We start from the raw sequence: 25013 nt of genomic DNA, 5'->3' as shown, positions 1-25013 counted from the left end.
TAAGGAGTTACTATTTTGCTTAAACAATTAGCCCTCACGACAATACTTACAGCCTTTACACACACTGCGTTTGCAAATGACTTTGCTACTCACCCAAACTATTTTGCATTCAAACAAAAAACCATGCAGAACTATGGCTTGTCATCTGAACAAATCGATAATGCCATGTCTGGTGCCAAACAAATTGACCGGATCTTAAGTCTTATGAGTAGCCCCGGAGAAAGTAAACCATGGTATGAGTATAAAAAGAACTTTCTGGTTGAAGGGACCATTCAGCGTGGTGTACGTTTTAAAAATCAGTATGCAGACACCTTACGGCGTGCAGAACAAGTCTATGGCGTACCACAATCAGTCATTCTGGGTATTTTAGGTGTAGAAACTGGTTATGGTGCCAATAAAGGCTCTTTTGTAACCCGTGATGCGCTGGCAACACTGGCTTTTGGCTATCCCCGCCGTGCCGAATACTTTGGTGATGAACTATCTGCCTTAATTGCATGGAGTTATCAGGACGGACGCCCAACCTCCAGCGTTGTTGGTTCTTATGCCGGTGCTATTGGCTATCCACAATTCATGCCAAGTAATATCAATAAGTTTGGTGTGGATTTTGATGGCAATGGACATATCGATTTGATGAATTCAGCAGTAGATGCTATTGGTTCAATTGCAAATTATCTGGCAAAAAATGGCTGGCAAAAAAATCAGCCAATTGGTTTTGCCGCATCTTATTCTGGTAACAATCCCGATGACATCATTGCCAAGCCATTTGAGCTGGGAAATACAAAACCTTATGGACAAATGAAACAATTGGGTTTACAGCCACTCAATCCAATTGTCAAAATTGATCCACTGGATATGGTCAACGGTATTCAACTGCAAGATGTACAAGGCATGATTTACTATATTATTTACCCGAACTTCAATGTTATTACCACCTATAATAACAGCCGTATGTATGCAGCTGCGGTATGGCTATTAGGCGAGGAAGTCAATAGTCGCTAGGGCTAGAGTATCGTGTGTTACAATTTAGAAACCGACTTTAACCAGAAAGCAAGATATTTTTTTGTTAATTAGATCACATTTTACACTAAAAACATATCTTGTTACATTTTAGTATATTTTTTAATCAAAAAAATGCTGCTTTGTAACTTTTTGCCAAACTTTCTGTAACAATGATAGACAAGGTTAAAACTTTCCCCCTATCATCTGTGCATTCTAAAGATCGCATCATGCATATTTTATGCGATCAATTTGCCGATTGTTTGTTCAGTGAATTGTTTGTTTATTTGCCGGACTAAGAAGCATTGGTCGTATACTATGGAGTAACCGCATGCAAAAATCTTTCAAACATCTACTGTTTATTTTTACAAGTACAGTAGCACTAACGGCACAAGCCGATATGCTACCGACTCAGAATCTTCACAATAATAGTGATAATACCAGTTTATCTTCCCGTGTGATTGATAAAGATATTCAAGCATTAAGTGATAGCTTATTTAAAGGTAATGGTAATGCTTTAACAGGCTTAAGTATTACTGAAACATCAAACAACCGTATTGTCAATAAAGAAACCGTTGCCGCAAAAGTTCATGTCCCTGCTGATGAACCTGGCTTACTAGATCGTTTAAATACTGTTGCTTCTAATACCGTAAAGAAATTTAATCAAAGTGGTCTGGCTTCTTGGTATGGTCGTCAATTCCATGGTCGTCCTACCGCCAGTGGTGAACGCTTTGATATGAATGCAATGACTGCTGCACATCGTAGCCTTCCCTTGAACTGTTATATTCGTGTAACCAATAAGAGCAATGGTAAAAGCGTCGTTGTTAAAGTCAATGATCGTGGTCCTTTCCATGGTAACCGCGTACTTGACTTATCTTATGGCGCAGCGCAAGCCATTGGTTTGGCTGGTTCTGGTGTAGGTAATGTCACCATTGAACGTGTAGATGGACCAAACTCATAATTCAGGATTGAAATGTAATTCTGCTTTATATACCGCCCTTTTTGTGGCGGTTTTTTTGTGTCTGAGATATTTAATGCCAAATTCAAGAAATTTTTAGCACTCTTCCATCTATATTATCATTGTCTTATTCAATAAAGGATTCTGCTCTTTATTTCTCTTAAATCAAATACCCTGCCCTATTTCCTCAAATAACAGTACTGAAATAGGTGTCAAATTGATATTAAGCGTAAAATAACAACAGATACTGAAAAACAGCATTGCTAATAGCGAAACATTAAAATTAGAGTAGTTGCTCTTATTTCCTCATCTATAGTACATTAGCATTATTGCAAGTATGGATACCAGCGAGAGGAATACAATGAAAACAGTAGAGGAATGGTTTGGCGAGTATAATGAAAGCCACCAGAATAAAACCAATAAACTCATCCACTGGGTGTGTGTCCCAGCGATTTTATTTAGCATCATCGGTATATTAATGCATTTTAGCGCATTGCTTACTGCACTACTGCTCGTCCTAACTTTGGTTTTTTATACTCGCTTAGATCTGGTCTTAGCCGTTGCCATGGCTGCGTTAATTTCAGCAATGGCGACCCTTATTCATGTTTTACCGGTTGGTGTAGGTTTTTATGTTGCCGTATTTATCATTGCATGGATTGGTCAATTTTATGGCCACAAATTAGAAGGCAAAAAACCATCTTTCTTTAAAGATCTACAGTTTTTATTGGTGGGTCCGGTCTGGTGTATGGATGCTTATCTTGCAAAAGTTTTTCCGCGCTGGAAAAGACGTAATCCTCAACGTTTGACGATACAAAATACCACCGCTTAATCATAAAAAATAACCCCTGAGATAATCAGGGGTTATTTTCCAGGCCGTAAGAATTTAATTAAAATAATCCGCTGTTGGTTCTGGCAATATTTGCAAACCTTTCTTTAAGGTATCAGACCATTGTTGACTAATATTTCGAAAATATGGATCATTTTCAAATACCCGTTTACCTTGCGGAGTTTTCAAACTATCAACCGGATAAACCAAAACATCCAACGGCATACCTACCGAAACATTGGAACGAATAGTCGAATCAAAAGAAATCAGCGAACAACGTAAAGCCTCATCCAGCGATGTATAAAAATTTAATGCCCGATCCATAATTGGTTTGCCATATTTGATTTCACCAATCTGAAAATAAGGTGTATCCACCGTTGCCTTGATAAAATTCCCTTGCGAATAAATATTATAAAGTTCAGTTTCCTGTCCAGAAATCTGCCCACCTAAAATGATGCTACAGCCATATAAACTTTCCTGTTCCGGACTGTCGGCAATATTTTTAATCACTTTACGCAAACATTGTCCGACCAGTTCTGCTGCTTCAAACATGGTTGCAACACTATATAGATTTGGTTCGATCTTGGCTGCAATCTGATGCTTTAAATGTGCAATCACGGCTTGAGTGGTTGCAAGATTACCTGCTGTTTGCACAGCCATAAATCTTTCATTTTCCACACCAAAACTAAATAGTTTACGAAAAGAAGAAATATGATCAACGCCTGCATTGGTTCGTGTGTCACTGACAAAAACCAAGCCTTCTTTTAAACGTAAAGCGACACAATAGGTCATCTAAGATTACCTTAATTTAACACACCAATACCTGCACTACCGTTTGCATGGTTTCTTCCGCACCTTGACTGCGTACACCACGAATCGGAGCAACATCCGCATAATCACGACCGACAGCAAGCTGTACATGCGCCTGAGGCGTAAATAACTGATTACTTACATCATAGCAATGCCATTTACCCTCTTGATATACTTCTGCCCAGGCATGACTGGCCAAATGGCTGCCATCTTCGACATAAAGATATCCAGACACATAACGCGCAGGAAAGCCAAGGTATCTGGCCAATGCAACAAATACTTGCGCATGATCCTGACATACACCCTTCTTCTGCTCAAATGCTTCTGCTGCGGTCGTTTCGACCTGCGTTAGTCCGGTATTATACGGAATATGATCGAGAACTGCTTCTGCTAAATCAATTAAATTGTCGTGTTTTTTCTCAAATGAATGCATATGTGCAAACTGCATCATTTCTGGACTACATTGTGTGGCATGTGTTGTCTGTAAATAAATTTGCGGATTGATATGATCATCAATGCTAAATTGCGCCTTGTCATCTAAATCAATCAGTCCCTGCGCCATAATAATCAACTGCTGATAACTAAAACGCTGCGAACTGGTTAACCATAGATTGCCAAAGCCATCTAGTTGTTGCAATGTTTGACCGGGAACACTAATGCCCCATTGCAATACTTTTTGTCGACTAGAATCCTGAGGCAACAAACGAATATACTGTACCGAACTTTTTACAGGCTGTTCATAACGATAATGGGTTTGGTGATTAATTAATAATTTCATTCGCAAACCTCAAACATTGTCGCCAGATCATCAGAAAAATGATACAGTGCAGCCATATTTTGCTCTTTTCTCAATGAATGCCAGCTATCCTTACAGGCATGCCAACCATAGGTTTTTAGTAAGCCTAGAATTTTTTCTATTTCCTCTAACTGTGTATCGGTGACCTGTTCCAAACGACACTGATGATCGAGATCTTCAACCGCACGGCCTAAGGCATAAAACAAGAAGACTTGTTCAACTTCACCTTCCAGCACTTCTGCACATTCATTAACGACGTCACACAGGGACACTGCCTTATCATCAAGAATTTTTGTTAACCGGTTCAATTCTGAGTAGGTTTGAGGACTTAATACCGCACGAAGCTGCTGAATATCATCACGTACATTATGAAATTGTGCTGCGATTGAAAAAGGCTGTTCCGGATCCAGAAAAAGTGCATTTAAACTATTTGCATCCCAAGCAGGCAAACAAAAAACATGGGCATATTCAATTGCTTCTTTATCATCCTGAAATGGCAATAAACTACATGCTTGCTGGATACGGGACAAATACCGACCTAACCAAAAAATATTTTGTGCTGCTGAGCTAAGTAAAATCATTGTTATACTCCCTACTGTGTGCGGTTATATCTTCGTCATTTCATCTCTACGTTCTACAACCCAAGTATCTTTAATGCCACCACCTTGTGATGAATTCACAACCAAAGAACCTTCTGTCATGGCAACCCGGGTTAACCCACCTGGAACGACACGCATTTCCTTTTGAGAACTGAGAACAAAAGGACGCAAATCGATATGACGATCTGAAAAACCCTGCTCAGTTAAAATCGGTGTTACGGACAATGCCAATGTAGGTTGTGCAATATAGGCATGCGGTTTAAATTTAAGTTTTTGTCTAAATTCCTCGATTTGTGACTCATCGGCTTGCGGACCAATTAACATACCGTAGCCACCAGAACCTTGAGCCTCTTTTACCACCAGTTTTTCAATATTATTCAGCACATAATCCAAATCATCTGCTTTACGACATTGATAGGTCGGGACATTTTTAAGAATAGGCTGCTCATTCAAATAGTAGCGAATCATGTCATCGACATAGGGATAAATCGATTTATCGTCGGCCACACCTGTACCGGGTGCATTGGCAATGACCACAGTACGATTACGATAGGCTGACATTAATCCTGCAATACCCAAAACGCTGTCAGGCCGAAACGCCAGTGGATCAAGAAAATCATCGTCCAGACGACGATAAATGACATCAACCTGTTTGCGTCCATGCACAGATTTCAAAAATACCTTGCCTTGTTCTACAAACAAATCCTTGGCATTTACCAATGGTACACCCATTTCCTGCGCCAAAAAGGCATGTTCAAAATAGGCACTATTAAAGTGTCCCGGTGTTAATATCACGATCACCGGATTTTCAACATCAGTACTTTCAATCAAGGTCTGTTTCAATAATTGTGGATACTGACTAATGCCAAGCAAATGATATTTATCACAAATATCGGGCATTAATTTTTCACTGATTTTTCGACTTTCCAGCATATAAGATACGCCAGATGGAGTACGCAAATTATCTTCCAGAACAAAAAAATCCCCAGTACCATCCCGAATAATATCGACACCACTAATATGTGAATAAATCTGACCCTTTACATCAAAATTCAACATCCATGGTTGATATGCCTCATGTTGCAACACCTGTTCCGCAGGAATCACACCATCTTTTAAAATCGCTTGCTGATGATAAATATCATGTAAAAATGAATTTAATGCCTTAACCCGTTGCTTACAACCATCAGATACAATATCCCATTGTTTTTTCTCAATAATCCTCGGCACAATATCAAATGGAATGGTACGTTCCGTACCTGCTGCATCGCTATAAACGGTAAATGTAATTCCTTCATAAATAAAATGTTGTTTTGCTTGTGCGTTTAACTGTTCAATTTCTTCTAAAGACTTCTCTGAAAGCCATTGTTGAATCTTGATAAATTCATCACGAATAGAACCATCTGCATGGCGCATTTCATTAAAAAATTTCGATTCACTCTGTGTAGCAAGAGCCTTCAAGGTCTCTTCAGTGTTGGGCGTTAATGCATCCGTCGTATGTTCAACTGTTCCGAGCATATATCCCCCTTCTATCTTGTGGTTTACCTGTTGCATTAGGTTAAATGCAAAATGAATGCCACAATGGGTTTTAGAATGATTATAGTGTGTTTTTTTCACTCAAAATGAGTTACTTATCATTCTACACACAAACCTTACAATATAGTTGCAATGAGATTTTTTGTTACATTGACAAGCCATATAGAAATTGTGCAAAATTTGCTACATCTCCTTCGTCCCTTTATTCCATAGCAGACAGAATTTAACGATGACAGAAAAGACTAGAAGAATCAAAGACAAAAAAGATAGTCACGTGCATGAGAAGGAAACAGGCAATAGCCTGTATCGGCAATGGCAGATTTTATCTCGTTTACCGAATGGTAAATGGATTGGCACCAGAGAATTACAACAACAACTGACACGAGAAGGCATTGAAATTAGCCTGCGTACGGTACAGCGTGATCTCAATCAAATCGCCGAGCGTTTTCCAATTGAAAATAATGGTGCGACACCACAAGGCTGGCGCTGGAAAACAGATGCACCTTTACAAAGCTTGCCGCATATGAATAGCTCGCAGGCTGTAACCTTTATGATGGTAGAAGAACATCTTAAACATTTATTGCCACCCAGTTTACTGGCAGAAATCAATCCCTGGTTTGATCTTGCACGGCGCAGTTTATCTTCACAACAAAATAATGTCCGCCAATGGATTAACCGTGTACGTATTATTCCTGCGACTCAACCGCTTATTCCACCCACCGTCGATCGCAAAGCACAAACTGCGATTTATGAAGCCTTGTTACAGGATCGACAACTAGAATGTATTTATGTTGGACGATCAGGCGCAAAAGAAGAAAAAACATATATTCTCAATCCTTTAGCATTGGTTCAACGTGGTGCAGTCATTTATCTTTTATGCACCCGCTTGGATAAAAATGATGTGCAAACTTTTGCATTGCACCGTTTTAGATCAGCCAAGGTGCTGGACTCTCGTGCATTACATCCGATAAACTTTGATGTGGATCACTATATCGATTCTGGTGTATTAGGATTTAGAATCCATTTAGATGAGCCAACACATGACGTCGATCTTAAAATAAATTTAAAACGTGAATACTCCACCACATTTTATGAATCGAAATTATCCAAAAATCAGAAAATTGAAGAAATTAGCCCTGATATAGTGCAAGTTTCAGCAACCGTCCCGCTCAATTCTCAACTGATCTGGTGGCTACGTGGTTTTGGTAAAAAAATTGAAGCCATTGAACCGGCATATATCGCAGATTTAGTGTGGGAAGAACGTTAAATATGCATTATATTTCATCAAATCTTGTAATTTTGACCAAAAAAGTTTAATTTTTTTTATAAATACCCTTGTATTTTTAAATAAATCCATCACTAATAAAACCATGACAAAATAACTTGTCACTCTACCTTAGGAGTGCCCATGACTGAATTCACTACAGCGCAAGTGACCCAAGAGGAACATATCCCTGGAACTTTGCCTTTATTAGCATTGCGTGATGTCGTTGTATATCCGCACATGCAAATTGCACTCTTTGTGGGCCGTGAAAAATCGATTAATGCGGTTGAAGTGGCCCGCAATGGTGACAATCTGGTCTTTGTCGTTGCTCAAAAAGATTCTTTGACCGAAGACATTGATCAGGAAAACCTTTATCAATATGGTACGGTTGCCCGTATCGTACAAGTTGTTAATCATGAAAATGATGACAACTGTATCAAAGTATTGATTGAAGGTTTACATCGTTCAAAATTAGAAAAAATTATTGAACTTCCGGATCATCTTGAAGCTGAACATAAACTCAGCCCAATGCATGTGGAATTGGACAAAGAAACAGAACAAACCCGATTACAGGAACTCAATGCCTTATTTGCACAATATGCAGAAGCAAAATTACGTAATGCACGTGAATTGATTTCTTCGGCTGCAAAAATTGATGATCTGGCACAGCTGTTATTCTTTGTTGCCACACGCGTACCACTGAGTATAGAAGTCAAACAAAAGTTCCTTGAGCTGGATGAATTTGAGAACCATCTTAAAGACTTGATGACTTATCTATTGCAACAATCTGAAGAACAACAGATTGAGCAAGGTCTACATGACAGTGTCAAACGCCAGATGGAAAAAAATCAGCGGGAATACTTTCTGAATGAAAAAATGAAAGTCATTCAACGTGAACTGTCTGACATGAATGGCGGAGCTGAAGATGATGTCGCTGAAATAGAAAAACGTTTGGAAGAAGCCGATTTACCGGAACATGTCCGTAAAAAAGCTGAAAATGAGTTCCGCAAGCTCAAAGCCATGCAACCTGCTTCCAGCGAAGCTGCCGTGGTCCGTAACTATCTGGAAGTCATTCTGGATACCCCGTGGAACACAGCAAGCAAAGTCAGCATTAATCTTGGCAAAGCTCAGGAAATTCTCGATGCCGACCACTATGGTCTGGATGATGTGAAAGATCGTATTGTTGAATATCTGGCAGTACAATCTCGCGTCAAAAAATTACGTGGCCCAATCCTTTGCTTGGTAGGTCCTCCGGGTGTCGGTAAAACCTCTCTAGGTGAATCCATTGCTAAAGCCACTGGCCGTAAATTTGTCCGTATGGCTTTGGGTGGTGTCCGTGATGAAGCAGAAATTCGTGGTCACCGTCGTACCTATATCGGTGCGATGCCTGGTAAGATTGTGCAGTCACTCACCAAAGTAGGCGTTAAAAATCCATTATTCCTACTTGATGAAATTGACAAAATGGCACAGGACTATCGTGGCGATCCGGCATCAGCCTTGCTTGAGGTACTTGATCCATCACAAAACAATAAGTTCAATGATCATTATTTAGATCTTGATCTGGACTTATCCGAAGTGATGTTCATCTGTACTGCCAATAGCATGAACATTCCAGAGGCATTGCTTGACCGTATGGAAGTCATTCGCTTACCAGGTTATACCGAAGAAGAGAAAGTCAATATTGCCGAGCGTTATCTGGTGCCAAAAGCCATTAAAGATAATGGCTTACGTGGTAAAGAACTGACTGTGCATGAAGAAGCGATTCGTGACATTGTGCGCCACTATACCCGTGAAGCAGGTGTGCGTAGTCTGGAACGTGAAGTATCCAAAATTGCCCGTAAAGTGGTAAAACAGGCTGTTGGCAATAAAACCAAAAATCTGCATATTGATGTCACACAGGAAAACTTACCTGAATATCTTGGTGTACATAAATTTGATTATGGTATTGCCGAAGAACAAGCTCAGGTCGGTCGTGTTAACGGCTTGGCATGGACTTCAGTCGGTGGCGAGTTACTCACCATTGAAGTTGCAGCAGTGAAAGGTAAAGGTAAATTTATCACCACCGGTTCTTTGGGTGATGTGATGAAAGAATCTATTACTGCGGCAATGACAGTCGTTCGTACCCGTGCCGATGAACTGGGCATTGAAGCATCGCGTTTTGAAGAAACTGATGTGCATGTTCACTTGCCTGAAGGTGCAACACCGAAAGATGGTCCTTCAGCAGGTCTAGCATTGACCACTGCCCTTGTGTCTGCCTTTACCGGCATTCCGATTCGTGCAGACATTGCCATGACAGGTGAAACCTCGTTACGTGGTCATGCGCTTCGTATTGGCGGGTTAAAAGAGAAATTGCTGGCTGCACACCGTGGTGGTATCAAACTGGTGTTTATCCCACAAGAAAACGTACGTGACTTGAAGGAAATACCGGAAAATGTCAAAGAAGGTTTGGAAATTAAAGCCGTAAAAAGTATCGATGATATTTTACCATTGGCTTTAACTGAAAAACCAAAACCTTTAGCCAAAACACCGATTGTGAAAGCGATTGATGAAGGGAAAGCGGCTAGGCATTAAGTTATTGTAAATCCAAAGAAACCCTGCTTCTAATGAGCGGGGTTTTCTTTTATAAAAATTTAACTTAGTCAATTTTTTAAAGTCACAAATTGAAAAATACCTTTTCGGACTTACGCTCTATTCTGGAATCGTGCTTACTCAACTTGTAATTTATGCTACCTTATCCCCAACATAGATTGGGAAGTGCTTGAATCATGGCTGTACATTTTCTTCATACTTCAGACTGGCATTTGGGACAATTATTTTACAATTATTCCCGCCATTATGAACATGAACAATTTCTGGCATGGTTACTGAGTCAAATCAAACAGAAACAGCCGCATGCCCTGCTCATCGCTGGTGATATTTTTGATGTAATTAATCCCAGTTCGCAAGCACAAAAACAACTCTACCAGTTTTTAGCCGATGCTCACGAACTTGCGCCGCATATGCAAACGCTAATGATCGCTGGCAACCATGATTCTGGTTATCGTATCGAACAGGTCGAACCATTACTGGAAAAGTTTAATGCCAAAGCAGTCGGTATTATTCACTGGAATGCAGATAAAACACTGAATACCGAACGCCTGATTTTACCCATTTATGATGCCTCTAAAAAAATTGTGGCATGGTGTGTTGCTCTACCCTTTTTACGTCCTGCGGAAATTACCGGTTTTAATGAACAGTCGCACGATCATCAATCTGCCATTGAATATGTCCATCAAAGCCTGATTGCCGAAGCACAACGTCGTAAAACCCCTGAACAAGCCCTGATTGTTATGTCTCATGCCCATATGCAGGGCGGTGAAGAATCCGATTCAGAACGTCGGATTGTGATTGGCAATCAGGAAGCGCTATCGACGGATTTGTTTACCGATGCAATTGACTATGTGGCGCTGGGGCATTTACATAAGCCACAAAAAGTACAGCATGCACATATTCGCTATAGTGGCTCACCGATTCCCTTATCGTTTAGCGAGATCAATTATCAGCATCAAGTGATTGAAGCGTGGATTGATCCGACATTAAATGAACAACGTTTTCGTTATGAGGTATTGGCAATTCCACGCTCGGTACAACTGCATCGGATCAGCGGTGAACTTGAACAAGTGATGCAACAGCTTAAAGCCCTGCCACAAGGCGAGATTAACGACAGTGAACAGCGCGAATATGTTGATGTGGAATATCATAGCACTACGCCACCGCCACTGGATTTAAGACAACAGATTGAACTTGCTTTGCCAGCAAACCGCTACCGTTTATTACGAATTTGCCGTAAACATACCTCACAACACGCGGATGACGCACAACACTCTAAAATCGACTTGGCACCGCCAACACCCGAACAGCTTTTTTCAACACTTTGGGATAAAATGGGTTTTGAACTTGATGATGTTGTTGAACACGATTTTTTAACCTTATTACATGATGCCGAACAATTACAACAGCAACAAAAAACCGGGCTTTAGGAATAGCTGATGAAAATTTTACGTTTACAGCTATGCAATTTGGCCTCTTTATCCGGTGAACAAGAGATTAATTTTGAAGCAGAACCTTTGGCCCATGCCGGTTTAATTGCGATTACCGGGAAAACCGGTGCCGGTAAATCTACCTTACTGGATGCGATGTGTCTGGCGCTATTTGATCAGATTCCACGCTTAAATGGGGCTGTCGGTACATTACTCGATGCCAGTGGACAAGGCATTTCGGTTAAGGATTCCAAACATATTTTGCGCCGCGGGGCGACCCAAGGTTTTGCCGAAGTTGAATTTTTGGCACTGGATCAAAAACGCTATATCGCACGCTGGGAGATTCGACGAGCCAGAAATAAACTGGACGGTAATTTAAAATTGGATCGTGCCATTCGCTGTGTTGAGGATGGTCGGGTACTCACGCAGAAACTTTCCGAATGTACACCTACCGTACAAAAACTAATTGGTCTGAGTTTTGAGCAATTTACCCGTGCAGTGTTATTGGCACAATCGGAAGTTGGTGCGTTTTTAAAAGCCAAGGATCAGGATCGTGCGGATTTGCTGGAATATCTGACCAATTCCAATATTTTTAGTTTGGTCAGCCAATTATCATTTCAAAAGACCAAACAGTTTAAAGATGAATTGGATAACCTGAAAAAAGTTCTGGGACACATCGAACTCTTATCCAGTGAACAAATTCATGCCTTGGAACAGGAAAAAACCGATTACACAACACAAATTCAGCAAAAACAACTCGAACAAAAACAACTCGAACAGGCTGAGCACTGGTTTAAACGACACAACGAATTACACAGCAAAATTGCCGAAAAACAGACACAATTACAATACTGTCAAAATCAGCAAAGCCAAATCAATGTCGAAAAAGAGTTGCTTAAATATTTAGAGGAATTTGCAGAAATTCGTGCAACCTTACTGGAACTTGATAAAGCAATTCAGCAAAAAACGCATTTCACCCAGAAATTACAGCAAAGTCAGCAGCATTTTCAACAGATTAAGCTGCAATATGACACCACCCAGCAGCAACATCAATACAGCGAACAGCAATTAAAACTACATAAACAAAAGGTCATTAGTTTACAATCTGCCTTGCAACAAGCGCTGGATTATGATGCCGAACGCTTACGCATCGGGAAAAATTATAAAGAGAAAAAACAGGATGTTGAAGATAATCAAAGACAACTGGCATTACAACAACAGCAATTAGAAAATATCAGTGGACAATTACAGCAAGTACAACAACTGCAACAACATACCCTGCAACAACTGCAAAACAGTGAAGATATTGCTGCATTTGCAGAAGAACCCAAAGCCGGTTTGGAGAAGATTGATCTTTTTCTGCGGCAATATCAGCAATTACAACAACTCACGGCTCATAGTCAGGATCAGTTCAAGCTGCAAGATTTTGCGGCAAAACAACAGGCATTAAATGTACAGATTCACCAGCATGAACAGCAGTTTGGGACCTTGGATCAAATTGAACAGGCCGCTGCCAACCAGCAAACACAATGGCAGAATTTACAACAGCAACAACATGCAGCCAATGCCTTTGCTCGTAGTTTGAATAACTGTCTAGAGCTTTCCAAACAATCCCATACACTAGATTTGCAAATTAAGACCTTGCACAGCGCACAAACGGAATTGACCCAACAACAGCAACTCGCAGAACAGCACTATCAACAGGCCGAACAACAGGTGCAGCAGGTACAACATGTGCTGGCAGAGCAACGCCTATTACAGGCTGAACATATTGAAAACCTACGTGCCTCGCTGCAACCAAATCAGCCCTGTATGGTTTGTGGCAGTTTGCAACACCCTTTTGTTGAACATGCCGAAACCTTGCAACAAGCTTTATCACAGATTCAAAGTGAACAAGAACAACAGGCGATTGACAGCAGAAATCATGCCTTACAACAATTTCAACAGACCAAACAACAAGTGATTGAATGCCAGTCCCATTTAAAGCATCAGCAACAACGCAATGGTGAATTATCGACACAATTACAGCACGCTACCGAACAACTGCATGCAGATTTTACTGCAACGGGTTTTCAACTGGATTTACAGCAAACTTTTGAAGTTTTACAGCAACAGTTTAGTCAAGCAAATCATCAGTTAAAACTGCAATTAGAACAACAGCAGCAACAGGTAGAACATTGGCAACAGACCTTGCGCACGGCTAAAGTCTTACAGCAGCAAAAACAACAGCAACAACAAATTGCCGAGCAAATCGAACGCTATCAACAGGCAGCACAAGCCATCTTCACCCAGCTGAATACATCATGGCAGGATCGATGGCAACAACAACCAGAACCAACCGCACAACAACTGCAACAAGCCATTATGCAACGGGTTAAGCAACGACACACTGCCGAACAACAAGGCCAGAAACTAGATCAATTAAACAGTCAACTCCAGCCGGTACGAGATAAATTAAACTGGTTACAGGATCAAGCACAATCCTTGCAAAATCAGTTAGCAGAGATTTCCAGACAAGGTCAAGCCAATACCGACCTACTGATGGCACATCTTGCCCAGCACAGTGACCAAAATAGCGAGCAGCCCTTTAAATCCGGTAAAGAATGGCAAGAAAACCTATTCACCCATACGCAAACACTTGAACAACGCTGTGAACAATCCAAACAACAATTTATGCAGGTTGAAGAGCGCTATCAGCAACAGCAAACCCAACTGGCACAGCTCAAGAGTCAGCTTGAAATCTGGCAAAAACAGCTTGATGAATGTGAATCAACTAAAACTCAGTGGTTAACTCAGCATCCTCATTTTAATCAGACCTTACAACAACACTGTCTAAAACAGACCGCACAGGATATACAAGCCTGTCGGCAACGGATTCAACAATTTGAACGTGAACTTACCGAAATTCAGTCAACACTTGAGCTATATCAGCAAGAGTTAAGTACACACACTCAAACACAGCCACAAATTGCCGTTGCAGATGTACAGCAACAAATGCAACAACTTGATCAGATGATGCAGGTCTTAATCACGCAACGTGATGAAATCAATGCCAAGCTGATGAGTAATGCCGAACGTGCCAGAGAACAGCAACAATATCAACAACAAATCACTGCCTTACAGCAACAGGTAAATCGCTGGGGTAAAATTTCAGAATTGATTGGCAGTAAAGAAGGCACCAAGTTTCAGCGCATTGCACAGGAACATCATCTCGATATTTTGGTGGAATATGCCAATCAACAACTGGAACCGCTTGCACCACGTTATCAATTACAACGCATTCCCGACAGTCTGGGACTGGCAATTATCGACCATGATATGAATGCCGAAGTACGCCCTGTACTTTCACTCTCAGGTGGAGAAACCTTTTTGGTTTCGCTGGCACTGGCACTGGCCATTGCCAATATGGCCTCAGGTTCGATGAAACTGGAATCGCTATTTATTGATGAAGGCTTTGGTACACTCGACCCGACCTCATTGCATATTGTCATGGATGCGCTGGATCGCTTACAAAGTCAGGGCCGTAAAGTGGTGCTGATTTCTCATGTGCAGGAAATGCACGAACGAATTCCGGTACAAATTCAGGTCAAAGCTGTCGGTTCGGGTGCCAGTCAAATTGAAGTGGTGGGCTAATTGAATGATCAGCCATGATCAGGCATTGCCCAGACAATTTAGTCTACAGCTTGATAGCCTACGTGGCCTAAGTGCGATTATTGTGCTGTTTAGTCATTGTTTTCAGGCTTTTATCGGTCCACTGGATTTGAGTCTTTATTCATTGGTGCGTCTGCTCGGTCAGGCTGCGGTCATGATGTTTTTTGTGTTAAGTGGTTATTTAATCGGTCATTCCATTCAAAAAAATATCTATATTCATCAACAGTTTCAATTAAAGTCCTATTTCCGTCAGCGCTGTAAACGTATTTTACCACCCTTTATTTTTGCCCTATTGCTGGTGACGGTTTTGTATCATCTTGCCCCTGATTTTTTTTATTCCGGAACACATCAAATTCTACCGCAACAAGGCATGATGATACGGGAAAACATTACCATCGACCCTACCGAACTGATTGGTTCTGTGCTCTTTCTCAACGGATTTTTAACCAATACGCTATCTGCCAATGCGCCCCTTTGGAGTTTAAGCTATGAAGTATGGTTCTATGTGCTTGCAGCCTGTCTTGCCTTGTACCATCGCATCGGTGCAATCCTGCTATTTATCGGTTTGATCAGTATTTTATCACTCTTGAATCTGCAATTTTTCCTGTATTTTTGTGTATGGTTACTGGCCTTCGCCTTTTCTTTTCCTGCGGTTTATCAAAACTTAAACCTTGATCTGTTACAACCGCTTAAAATCAGCTTTTTCAGTCTTGCAGCATTGATTGCCATTTTTGATTTTTATCAATTTCAGATCATTGAGCATACGCTAGTCTATCGTGCCGATAATTTTAGCTCTTTTAATGTCTGTGTTGGCATTGCCCTGAGTTGTTGGTTATTACAATTACGTTTAAATATCAAACATGTTAAACCAGTTTTTGCGCATGCTGCCAGTTATTCTTATACCCTGTATGTTACGCATTTTCCAATTTTGCTGTTTATCCTTGGTTGTGGTGCATATCTCTCCTTTCAACATATTTTGATGGCCATGCTATTTGTTATACTTAGCATGTTGTTTTGTATAGGATTCGCCTATGTCACATCTAAATTTTTGGAACCACAAAAAACACGTCGTAAGGAGGAAAAAAGCACATAAGAACAACAGAATAATTTGACATCTGGCATCATTATTGCCACATAATCAACATATAAATTGATGAGTATTGAATAAATGATAAAAGTAGCAATCGACTGTCAATTAACCTATAAAGTAACCGAAAATACAGAATTTATTTTTGAAATTGAAGTGGCGCATCACCCGTGGCAAACCATACTGAATGAAACCTTAAATATTCATCCGAAGGGCAATATTCGACATTTTAATCGTGATCATGACCTGAATCGCCTGATTAGAATCACAGCACAGCAAGGCCAATTGGCTCTCAACTATAAAGCCGAAGTCGAACTACATATTCCGCCACGAGATCAAACACTAGTAGAAAACGAAATTGTTGATTTACCTTCCGATACATTGTTTTATCTGGCCCCGAGTCGCTTTTGTGAGTCAGATTTAATTGCCGGGATGTCCCAGCGAACTTTTGGCGAAATTTCCAAGGGTTACCATCGTGTTCAGGCAATCTGTGACTGGATTTATGAAAACGTGATCTATGAATCCGGCTCATCCGATAATACCACCACGGCACGGGATATTCTGGTCAACCGTGCTGGTGTGTGCCGTGATTTTGCCCATCTTGGCATTGCCATTTGCCGTTCGCTGAATATTCCTGCCCGTTTTGTTTTCGGTTATATGCCCTTTTACACGGCGCAACCCGATTTTCATGCCATTTTTGAAGCTTATCTGGGCGATCAGTGGGTTTTATTTGATGCCACAAAAATGGGGCCGATTGATCAATTTGTTCGGGTTGGTACAGGTCTGGATGCCAAAGATGTGCCGTTTTCAACGTTTTATGGCGCAGTTGAATTAATTGATATTCAACCGAAAATCCACCAATTAATTAAATAATGCATTTAAGCGGAAGATGCAGGTCGATAGCCACTGACAGCATCACCAGCATCTTTTTTAAGCTGAATACCATCGATTAATGACAATAATGAAAATAACGCCACGATAATAAATGCCCAGTGAAAATCCTGAAGCGTAGATTGCTGATGTCCTTGTGCATACATCAATCCCCGCAAAATCAATGCTGCCAATGCCACGCCCATACCCATACTGATCTGAAAGAACATACTGAATAAAGTCGACGCATGACTTTTATCACTGGCCTGAATATCGGCAAAACTGATGGAGTTGTAACAGGTAAACTGCATTGAACGACTTAAGCCATTGATAAACATCAATAGCAGCATCACACTCCATGGAGTATCGGGACTAAATAACGCACAACTGGCAATGGTGATTGCACCAATGATGCCATTGACCAATAAAACCTTTTTAAAGCCAAAACGACGCATAATTTGTGTGGTAAACGGTTTCATCACCAGATTACCGGCAAACACCGCCAACACTAACAGCCCAGCATCAAAGGCAGATAAACCAAATGCAATCTGAAACATCAACGGCAATAGAAACGGAATGGTGCTAATCGCAATACGAAAAATTGAACCGCCCCAGATACTCACCGAAAATGTTTTTTGTTTCATGGCATTAAAACTCAACAACGGTGCTGTTTTATGCTGCATATAACGAATGGCTATCACAAACAAAACCAACCCGACAAAAGCCAGTAACAAGCTACTCTGGAAATGTGCAGGGTTTTGTCCGATAGTTTCCATACCATACATCACACTGGCACAGGCACCCGCCAGAAGGATAAAACCAAGATAATCAAATGCAGCGATATTGTCCTGCTTAAAGTTATCCACCAGTTTTAAACTCGCCAGAATGCCCAATATTCCCAAAGGAACATTCAGATAAAAAATCCATTCCCATGCAAAATGAGTGACAATAAATCCGCCCAGCGGTGGCCCTAGAACTGGTGCCACTAAACCCGGCCAAGTAATATAGGCAATCACCTTGACCAAATCTTTCTTGGGTGCCGAACGCAATACCACCAAGCGACCGACCGGCACCATCATGGCACCGCCAATACCTTGTAAAATTCGCGCCAGAATAAAACATTCAAGATTTGGACTCAAACCACATAAAATCGATGCAAAGGTGAAGATCGCAATGGCAGCAATAAAAATGGTCTGCGCACCAAACCGATCTGCCATCCAGCCACTAATGGGAATAAAAATTGCCACAGCAATTAAGTACGCACTAATCCCAATATTCAGATCAATCGCCGAAACCTGAAAGCTTTGTGCAATGGCAGGCAATGCCGTGGTGATAATAGTGGCGTCCAAATTTTCCATAAAGAAAGTTGCGGCAACCAGAAACGCCATCCATTTGATTTTTTCGTCTGACAAAACAATGGTCCTTCTGTTCTGATCTTAAAAACTATTCTCAAAACTATGGATAATCACGCTGGCCAAACAAAGCCGTACCGATCCGTACAATGGTCGCGCCTGCAGCAATCGCAGCCTCCAGATCACCTGACATGCCCATACTTAAGGTATCCCATTGTTCAGGATGGTGGTGTCTGGCTTTTACCTGATCAAACAATTGTTTCGTCTGAGCAAATGCTGCGCTATGCTCTGGTTTTGGAATGACCATCAAGCCACGTAACTGAATATTCGGCAACTGAGTGATTTGCGCAACCAGATCGGCAACCTCATCAACACGGCAACCATCTTTGGATTCCTGATCATCAATATTGACCTGCAAACACAAATTTAAGGGTGCTAGATTTTCTGGACGCTGATTAGATAAGCGTTCGGCAATAATCAAACGATCCACACCATGTACCCAAGCAAAGTTTTCTGCCAGATGCTTGGTTTTATTGCGCTGTACATGACCAATAAAATGCCATTCAATTGATAATTGTTTGAGCTGCTCGATTTTATCCAGTGCTTCCTGCAAATAATTTTCGCCGAATGCACGCTGTCCCAGTTGATAAAAGGCAGTAATTGCCGAGGCAGGATGAGTTTTTGATACTGCCAGTAACTGTACGGATGTGACTGCCCGACCTGACTTTTTACATGCGTGTTGAATCTGTTGTTGAACCTGTGCATATTGCAAAGCAAATTGTGGCATTTTACTTTCCCGGAATTAGAAATCAGTAGTTTTTTGCGATGAAATCACTTGGTTTCATAGAGCGAACATCTTATCATTCTAAAGTCTATTGGCAATTCCTTTATGAATGTACAACAGACCATAGATAATCAGAAATTTTAAGGGGGAACAATGGACATTACAGAATTGTTGGCTTTTTCGGTAAAAAATGGGGCATCAGATTTACATTTATCAGCAGGTTTACCGCCAATGATTCGTGTCGATGGAGAAGTCAAACGGATTAATCTGCCTGCAATGGATCATAAAGAAGTTCATCGACTCATTTATGACATCATGAATGATAAGCAACGTCGGGATTATGAGGAACTGCTAGAAACAGACTTTTCCTTTGAAGTTCCGGGTGTTGCCCGTTTTCGTGTCAATGCATTTAATCAAAACCGTGGTGCCGGTGCAGTATTTCGAACCATTCCCTCCAAAGTATTGACCATGGAACAACTCGGGCTTGGGCAAACATTTAAGGAAATTTGTGAATTACCACGGGGACTGGTGCTGGTTACCGGCCCAACGGGTTCCGGTAAATCCACAACGCTTGCTGCCATGCTGGATTTTATTAACGATAGCCGTTATGACCATATTCTGACGGTCGAAGATCCAATAGAATTTGTCCATCAATCCAAAAAATGTTTAATTAACCAGCGTGAAGTACACCGTGACACCCATGGCTTTAACGAAGCCCTGCGTTCCGCATTGCGTGAAGATCCAGACATTATTCTGGTTGGTGAGATGCGAGATCTTGAAACCATTCGTCTGGCACTGACCGCGGCAGAAACAGGCCATCTGGTCTTTGGTACATTACATACCACCTCTGCCCCCAAAACCATTGACCGTATCATTGACGTTTTCCCTGCCGAAGAAAAAGACATGGTCCGTGCCATGCTGTCAGAATCTTTACAGGCAGTGATTTCCCAAGCCCTGTTAAAACGAAACGGTGGCGGTCGTATCGCTGCACATGAAATCATGATTGGAACCTCTGCAATTCGAAACCTGATTCGTGAAAACAAAGTCGCACAAATGTACTCAGCTATCCAAACCGGTGCAACACAAGGCATGGTCACGCTGGATCAAAGTCTAAAAGAGCTTGTAAATAAAGGGCTAATTACCAGTGCAATGGCACGTACATTAGCAAAAACTCCAGAAGCATTCTTATAGGTAAGGGACACCATGGACTTTAATGGACTATTAAAACTGATGATTGAAAAAAATGCATCAGATCTATTTATTTCTGCCGATGTAGAGCCCTCAATGAAAATTAACGGGCAAATATTACCGGTCACAAAAACCAAGCTTAGCCCAGAAATCATTGCACAGCTTATTCAGTCCATCATGACTGAAAAACAACGCGACGAATTTGCCCGCACTCGGGAATGTAACTTTGCCATCACCGATCGTGAAAAAACTGCCCGCTTTCGAGTCAGTGCCTTTCAGCAACGTGATATGCCGGGTATGGTATTGCGTAAAATCGAAACGCGTATTCCAACCCCAGAAGCACTGAAATTACCACCGATTCTTAAAGAACTCAGCATGACCAAGCGGGGTATTATTTTATTTGTCGGCGCAACCGGGACCGGTAAATCTACCTCTTTGGCATCTCTGGTCGGCTATCGTAATCATAATTCACGTGGACATATCATCACCGTCGAAGATCCGATTGAATTTATCCATCAACATGCAGGCTGTATTATTACTCAGCGTGAAGTGGGCATTGATACCGATTCATTCGAAGTGGCACTGAAAAATACCCTGCGTCAAGCACCCGATGTGATTCTGATTGGAGAAATTCGCTCTCGTGAAGTGATGGACTATGCGGTAGCCTTTGCAGAAACCGGACATTTGGTGTTTGCCACACTACATGCTAACAATGCCAATCAGGCACTAGATCGGGTGATTCATTTCTTTGATGCAGATCGACATAACCAACTGTATATGGACCTTTCATTAAACCTAAAAGCAATTATCGCCCAGCAACTTGTCCCGACAAAAGATGGTAAGGGACGTCGTGCAGCAGTTGAAGTCATGATCAATACCCCGTTGATGCAGGATTATATCCGCAAAGGTGAAATTCATGAGCTTAAGGATCTGATGAAACGTTCCCGGGAACTGGGTATGCAAACCTTTGATCAGGCACTATATGATCTGTATAAAGCAGGTGAGATTAGCTATGAAGATGCATTAAAACATTCTGATGCACCAAATGATCTGCGCCTGCAAATTAAACTGGCAGAAAGTGATGCACATCATCTCATTGGTGAGAGTGGAAAGGGTCTATTTATTCAAGATTATTAGGGTCTGTTGACATTTCGTCTATGATTGCGACAGTGGTTTTTTTTTAGGCAATACAAGGCATGAATAGTGAAATTTAGTTATTCTAAATTAACTATTCATAACGCAGTATGAGGCGCACTGCGCCGCAAGGAAAACAACCCTGTCCCAAAGGGTTGTGGCTAAAATTCCCCCATACGTCGTTACAAAGCTCGACAAGGGAATAGCCATTGCCTTCGCTTTGTCTTGCGGAGTACACTCCTCATCTGAAGAAATTTTAGCCTACAACGCAATCTATTTATCAAATGTCAACAGACCCTAAACACTGATTTTGTATTTTTGACATATTCTCAATCAGTAAAATCTGATATTGAAAGCTATAAAGCAACTTAACATAAAATACTAAGTATGCAATAAAGCATGTATCACTTAGTATTTTTGCTTGCATCATCAGCAAAATTTGGCTGTATAAGACTCTTCCATATAAACGAGTCAACGTATAAGCCTGCTCAACAAACTTATACGTTTCAAAATCATTAACGCATCAATTTTAATCAATCGTTATGTTTTATCCGCCATTAAGTACGCAGATCAATCACAATACGTCCATCAATTTTACCCGCTTCCATACGCTCAAAAATATCATTAATATTTTCTAGTGGCTCAACGCTAATATGCGCTTTGACTTTACCACGCGCAGCAATATCCAGTGCTTCTTTTAAATCCAGTCGTGTACCTACAATTGAACCACGTACGGTAATACCGTCAAGAACCATGTCAAAAATTGATAAATCAAATTTACCAGGTGGTAAGCCATTTAAGACCATTGTTCCACCACGACGTACAATTTTTACTGCCTGTTCAAAGGCTTTTGGTGACACTGCTGTGACCAATACGCCATGACAACCATCACCTGTTGCTTTTTTTACTTCTTCCTGAACATCCACTTTAAGTGCATTAATTGCAACATCAGCACCCAATTCTTTTGCCAACTCCAGTTTGGAGTCATCGACATCAATTGCAACCACGTTAAAGCCCATAGTTTTGGCATACTGCACTGCCACATGGCCCAAACCACCAATTCCGGAAATTGCAACCCAGTCGCCAGTTTTGGCCTCGGTCATTTTCAGACCTTTATATACGGTTACACCTGCACATAAAATCGGTGCAATTTCCAAAATATCAACACCTTCTGGAATCACACCGACATATTCACCATCGGCAAGGCAGTATTCTGCAAAACTACCATTGACCGAATAACCGGAGTTTTGTTGCTCTTTACACAATGTTTCCCAGCCTGCATAACAGTGATCACAATGCCCGCATGCCGAATATAACCAAGGAATCCCGACAGTATCGCCAATTTTTAGATGGGTAATCCCTTCACCGATTTCAATAACCTCACCGACACCTTCATGTCCAGGAATAAAAGGTACAGTCGGTTTAATCGGCCAGTCACCATGCATCGCATGTAAATCGGTATGGCAAACACCTGTAGCAAAAACCTTGACCAATACTTTACCTGCAGAAACTTTTGGAATTTCCACTTCTTTAATTTCAAGCGGTTGATTAAATGCCGTGACAACGGCTGCTTTCATCATGCTTCCCATATTCTATTCTCCTTGTCCTTTGTCGTTATTGACATCTATTCTCATTCAATGCCAATATCTTCAAGCTAACATGCAAAAGGTAGGTTTAAGGTATGTTATTTTTTGCCAAGCAAAACACAATCAAAATATAATTTATTGATATTTATATACTATTTAAATATATTCTATTGTTTTTGATTAAAGTACTTACAAACATACAATAATTTACAAATTAAATTTTAATTCTCAGCGAAGCGCATGTGTGCCTAAGCTCACTTCGCTGATTAATTCAAATACTGAGAATCACAATGCGTCCAAAAATCATGAATAGGCTTGATTGATCTTATGACTAATAATTTCTGCGGTAGCCGCAGATAAAGTCCAACCCAAATGACCATGACCAGTATTATAAAATACCCGGGAATGTTTACCCTGCTCCACTTTAGGCATCATATTGGGTGTCATGGGCCGTAAGCCTGACCACGGTACAGCATGACAGGCATCCAGATCAAAATTCTCACGCGTCCATTGTAATAGCGGTGAAATTCGATCGGCACGGATATCACGATTATAGCCATTAAATTCTGCCGTTCCAGCAACCCGTAAACGATTTTCTCCCAAACGACTGCTGACAATTTTGGCCCGCTCATCCAGTAAACTCACCCATGGCGCATTGGCTTTGAATTGTTCTGCTTCCAGATGAACCGTGATTGAATAGCCTTTTACTGGATAGATATTCACTCGATCACCCAGTTGATGCGCCAGTTGATAACTACTCACACCACCACACACCAATAGCACATCGGCTTGGAGCTGCTGCGGCTGAAAATGGTGTACATTTTCTTCACTCGGCACAAATGTTAATTCAACATTCTTTTCAGACAGTTTGATGTCTGTCACTTCAACCCCAAATTGAAAATTCACACCATATTTTTCACAGGCTTTTGCCAAACCATTGGTGAATTTAAAAATATCCCCCGTTGCATCATCAGGCGTATAAAATCCACCGACATATTCGCCTTTTAACGAAGGCTCTATATTAATCATCTCATCAGGTGTCACCGCAAAACGTTCTAAACCGCCCTTAACTAGCAATTGATTGACCTGATTGGCAACCACATAATCATGATCATTGTGAAAAATATGCAAAATACCGCGTTTTTCCAGATCAAAATCAATATTTTCTTGTTCAGCAATCTCAAATAGACGATAACGCGCATCTAATGCCAACTTTACCGTTTCAAGGGTATTTTCCTCGTAATGCTGAATATTAGATACAAACTCGTATAACCACGAATATTTATGCACGCTAAAGGAAGGATTGAGCAATAAAGGTGCATCGGATTTTGCAATCCATTTTAAGCCTTTTTTAAGGGTACTGATTTGATTCCAGACTTCGGCATTACACGCCGATAATTGACCGCCATTGGCAAATGAAGTTTCCATGGCCGGACATAAATGTTTTTCCAGCACCGTCACTTGGTGACCAAGTTTTGCCAGCATATAGGCGGAGGTGACACCGGTAATTCCCGCACCAATAATAACAATATGAGACATAAGCAAACTCCGTACAAA

19 protein-coding genes are annotated in these 25013 nt (G+C 41.0%); 11 read left to right on the top strand and 8 right to left on the bottom strand.

Annotated elements, in window-relative coordinates; translation table 11 throughout:
* Nucleotides 1–15: 15 nt before the first annotated feature.
* From mltB to CRO21_RS03785, 3 genes are all read left to right on the top strand, one after another.
* Nucleotides 16–999: a lytic murein transglycosylase B gene (gene mltB / locus CRO21_RS03795; RefSeq protein ID WP_228150349.1), complete on the top strand. Its 984-nt coding sequence runs from the start codon at nucleotides 16–18 to the stop codon at nucleotides 997–999.
* A 328-nt stretch (nucleotides 1000–1327) separates the two neighbouring features.
* Nucleotides 1328–1957 carry a septal ring lytic transglycosylase RlpA family protein gene (locus CRO21_RS03790; RefSeq protein WP_097077974.1) on the top strand — a complete coding sequence of 210 codons (630 nt, stop codon included), beginning with the start codon at nucleotides 1328–1330 and terminating at the stop codon, nucleotides 1955–1957.
* Between the two features lie 358 nt (nucleotides 1958–2315).
* A complete protein-coding gene (locus tag CRO21_RS03785) occupies nucleotides 2316–2783 on the top strand; it encodes an Mpo1 family 2-hydroxy fatty acid dioxygenase (protein WP_097077973.1) in 468 nt (155 codons plus the stop codon).
* Nucleotides 2784–2837: 54 nt separating this feature from the next.
* Here CRO21_RS03785 and CRO21_RS03780 read toward each other — a convergent pair whose 3' ends face one another.
* Genes CRO21_RS03780 through CRO21_RS03765 form a run of 4 tightly spaced genes read right to left on the bottom strand, consistent with a single transcriptional unit; the run spans nucleotide 2838 to nucleotide 6503 of the window.
* A complete protein-coding gene (locus CRO21_RS03780) occupies nucleotides 2838–3572 on the bottom strand; it encodes a proteasome-type protease (protein ID WP_097077972.1) in 735 nt (244 codons plus the stop codon).
* 16 nt (nucleotides 3573–3588) lie between these two features.
* Nucleotides 3589–4368, bottom strand: a complete 780-nt coding sequence (locus CRO21_RS03775) for a transglutaminase family protein (RefSeq protein ID WP_097077971.1) — start codon at nucleotides 4366–4368, stop codon at nucleotides 3589–3591.
* On the bottom strand, nucleotides 4365–4967 hold the full coding sequence (locus CRO21_RS03770; protein WP_097077970.1) for an alpha-E domain-containing protein: 603 nt from the start codon (nucleotides 4965–4967) through the stop codon (nucleotides 4365–4367). The genes CRO21_RS03775 and CRO21_RS03770 overlap by 4 nt, the downstream gene beginning before the upstream one ends.
* A gap of 24 nt (nucleotides 4968–4991) precedes the next feature.
* Nucleotides 4992–6503, bottom strand: coding sequence for a circularly permuted type 2 ATP-grasp protein (locus CRO21_RS03765; RefSeq protein WP_322853226.1), 1512 nt, complete (start codon nucleotides 6501–6503; stop codon nucleotides 4992–4994).
* A gap of 247 nt (nucleotides 6504–6750) precedes the next feature.
* Here CRO21_RS03765 and CRO21_RS03760 point away from each other — a divergent pair, with 247 nt between their 5' ends.
* From CRO21_RS03760 to CRO21_RS03735, 6 genes are all read left to right on the top strand, one after another.
* Nucleotides 6751–7788: a helix-turn-helix transcriptional regulator gene (locus CRO21_RS03760; RefSeq protein WP_097077968.1), complete on the top strand. Its 1038-nt coding sequence runs from the start codon at nucleotides 6751–6753 to the stop codon at nucleotides 7786–7788.
* A 141-nt stretch (nucleotides 7789–7929) separates the two neighbouring features.
* Nucleotides 7930–10356 (top strand): endopeptidase La, encoded by a 2427-nt coding sequence (gene lon / locus CRO21_RS03755; RefSeq protein ID WP_097077967.1) that lies wholly within the window; start codon nucleotides 7930–7932, stop codon nucleotides 10354–10356.
* Nucleotides 10357–10550: 194 nt separating this feature from the next.
* Nucleotides 10551–11804 (top strand): exonuclease SbcCD subunit D, encoded by a 1254-nt coding sequence (locus tag CRO21_RS03750; protein WP_097077966.1) that lies wholly within the window; start codon nucleotides 10551–10553, stop codon nucleotides 11802–11804.
* A gap of 9 nt (nucleotides 11805–11813) precedes the next feature.
* Complete coding sequence (locus tag CRO21_RS03745) at nucleotides 11814–15437, top strand: AAA family ATPase (RefSeq protein ID WP_097077965.1); 3624 nt, start codon at nucleotides 11814–11816, stop codon at nucleotides 15435–15437.
* Between the two features lie 4 nt (nucleotides 15438–15441).
* Entirely contained in the window at nucleotides 15442–16548 is a 1107-nt protein-coding gene (locus tag CRO21_RS03740; RefSeq protein WP_097077964.1) for an acyltransferase family protein, read from the top strand.
* 75 nt (nucleotides 16549–16623) lie between these two features.
* Entirely contained in the window at nucleotides 16624–17415 is a 792-nt protein-coding gene (locus CRO21_RS03735) for a transglutaminase-like domain-containing protein (protein WP_097077963.1), read from the top strand.
* Nucleotides 17416–17420: 5 nt separating this feature from the next.
* Here the strand turns inward: CRO21_RS03735 and CRO21_RS03730 are convergent, their stop codons facing one another.
* Together CRO21_RS03730 and CRO21_RS03725 are read right to left on the bottom strand one after the other, a co-directional pair.
* A complete protein-coding gene (locus CRO21_RS03730; RefSeq protein ID WP_228150348.1) occupies nucleotides 17421–18824 on the bottom strand; it encodes a DHA2 family efflux MFS transporter permease subunit in 1404 nt (467 codons plus the stop codon).
* A gap of 43 nt (nucleotides 18825–18867) precedes the next feature.
* Entirely contained in the window at nucleotides 18868–19551 is a 684-nt protein-coding gene (locus tag CRO21_RS03725) for a YggS family pyridoxal phosphate-dependent enzyme (RefSeq protein WP_097077962.1), read from the bottom strand.
* A gap of 150 nt (nucleotides 19552–19701) precedes the next feature.
* On the opposite strand from CRO21_RS03725, the gene CRO21_RS03720 reads away from it, so the two are divergent.
* Both CRO21_RS03720 and CRO21_RS03715 read left to right on the top strand, forming a co-directional pair.
* A complete protein-coding gene (locus tag CRO21_RS03720; protein ID WP_097077961.1) occupies nucleotides 19702–20739 on the top strand; it encodes a type IV pilus twitching motility protein PilT in 1038 nt (345 codons plus the stop codon).
* Nucleotides 20740–20751: 12 nt separating this feature from the next.
* A complete protein-coding gene (locus CRO21_RS03715) occupies nucleotides 20752–21873 on the top strand; it encodes a PilT/PilU family type 4a pilus ATPase (protein ID WP_097077960.1) in 1122 nt (373 codons plus the stop codon).
* A gap of 554 nt (nucleotides 21874–22427) precedes the next feature.
* Here the strand turns inward: CRO21_RS03715 and adhP are convergent.
* Together adhP and CRO21_RS03705 are read right to left on the bottom strand one after the other, a co-directional pair.
* Nucleotides 22428–23459, bottom strand: coding sequence for an alcohol dehydrogenase AdhP (gene adhP, locus CRO21_RS03710; protein ID WP_097077959.1), 1032 nt, complete (start codon nucleotides 23457–23459; stop codon nucleotides 22428–22430).
* A gap of 300 nt (nucleotides 23460–23759) precedes the next feature.
* Nucleotides 23760–24995, bottom strand: a complete 1236-nt coding sequence (locus CRO21_RS03705) for a D-amino acid dehydrogenase (protein ID WP_097077958.1) — start codon at nucleotides 24993–24995, stop codon at nucleotides 23760–23762.
* Nucleotides 24996–25013 lie beyond the last annotated feature (18 nt).

The sequence above is a fragment of the Acinetobacter puyangensis genome (genome assembly GCF_900096995.1).
In the GTDB taxonomy this organism is placed as follows: domain Bacteria; phylum Pseudomonadota; class Gammaproteobacteria; order Pseudomonadales; family Moraxellaceae; genus Acinetobacter; species Acinetobacter puyangensis.
The sequence above is the reverse complement of the archived record's forward strand: the minus strand, read 5'-3'. Positions and strand labels throughout refer to the sequence as shown.

Excerpts from the sequence above, each read along its gene's own strand:
- lon (WP_097077967.1), top strand. The coding sequence starts at position 7,930 with ATGACTGAATTCACTACAGCGCAAGTGACCCAAGAGGAACATATCCCT.
- CRO21_RS03720 (WP_097077961.1), top strand. The coding sequence starts at position 19,702 with ATGGACATTACAGAATTGTTGGCTTTTTCGGTAAAAAATGGGGCATCA.
- CRO21_RS03715 (WP_097077960.1), top strand. The coding sequence starts at position 20,752 with ATGGACTTTAATGGACTATTAAAACTGATGATTGAAAAAAATGCATCA.
- CRO21_RS03785 (WP_097077973.1), top strand. The coding sequence starts at position 2,316 with ATGAAAACAGTAGAGGAATGGTTTGGCGAGTATAATGAAAGCCACCAG.
- CRO21_RS03745 (WP_097077965.1), top strand. The coding sequence starts at position 11,814 with ATGAAAATTTTACGTTTACAGCTATGCAATTTGGCCTCTTTATCCGGT.
- CRO21_RS03760 (WP_097077968.1), top strand. The coding sequence starts at position 6,751 with ATGACAGAAAAGACTAGAAGAATCAAAGACAAAAAAGATAGTCACGTG.
- CRO21_RS03780 (WP_097077972.1), bottom strand. The coding sequence starts at position 3,572 with ATGACCTATTGTGTCGCTTTACGTTTAAAAGAAGGCTTGGTTTTTGTC.
- CRO21_RS03770 (WP_097077970.1), bottom strand. The coding sequence starts at position 4,967 with ATGATTTTACTTAGCTCAGCAGCACAAAATATTTTTTGGTTAGGTCGG.
- CRO21_RS03765 (WP_322853226.1), bottom strand. The coding sequence starts at position 6,503 with ATGCTCGGAACAGTTGAACATACGACGGATGCATTAACGCCCAACACT.
- CRO21_RS03735 (WP_097077963.1), top strand. The coding sequence starts at position 16,624 with ATGATAAAAGTAGCAATCGACTGTCAATTAACCTATAAAGTAACCGAA.
- CRO21_RS03775 (WP_097077971.1), bottom strand. The coding sequence starts at position 4,368 with ATGAAATTATTAATTAATCACCAAACCCATTATCGTTATGAACAGCCT.
- CRO21_RS03790 (WP_097077974.1), top strand. The coding sequence starts at position 1,328 with ATGCAAAAATCTTTCAAACATCTACTGTTTATTTTTACAAGTACAGTA.
- CRO21_RS03740 (WP_097077964.1), top strand. The coding sequence starts at position 15,442 with ATGATCAGCCATGATCAGGCATTGCCCAGACAATTTAGTCTACAGCTT.
- CRO21_RS03750 (WP_097077966.1), top strand. The coding sequence starts at position 10,551 with ATGGCTGTACATTTTCTTCATACTTCAGACTGGCATTTGGGACAATTA.
- CRO21_RS03725 (WP_097077962.1), bottom strand. The coding sequence starts at position 19,551 with ATGCCACAATTTGCTTTGCAATATGCACAGGTTCAACAACAGATTCAA.
- adhP (WP_097077959.1), bottom strand. The coding sequence starts at position 23,459 with ATGGGAAGCATGATGAAAGCAGCCGTTGTCACGGCATTTAATCAACCG.
- CRO21_RS03705 (WP_097077958.1), bottom strand. The coding sequence starts at position 24,995 with ATGTCTCATATTGTTATTATTGGTGCGGGAATTACCGGTGTCACCTCC.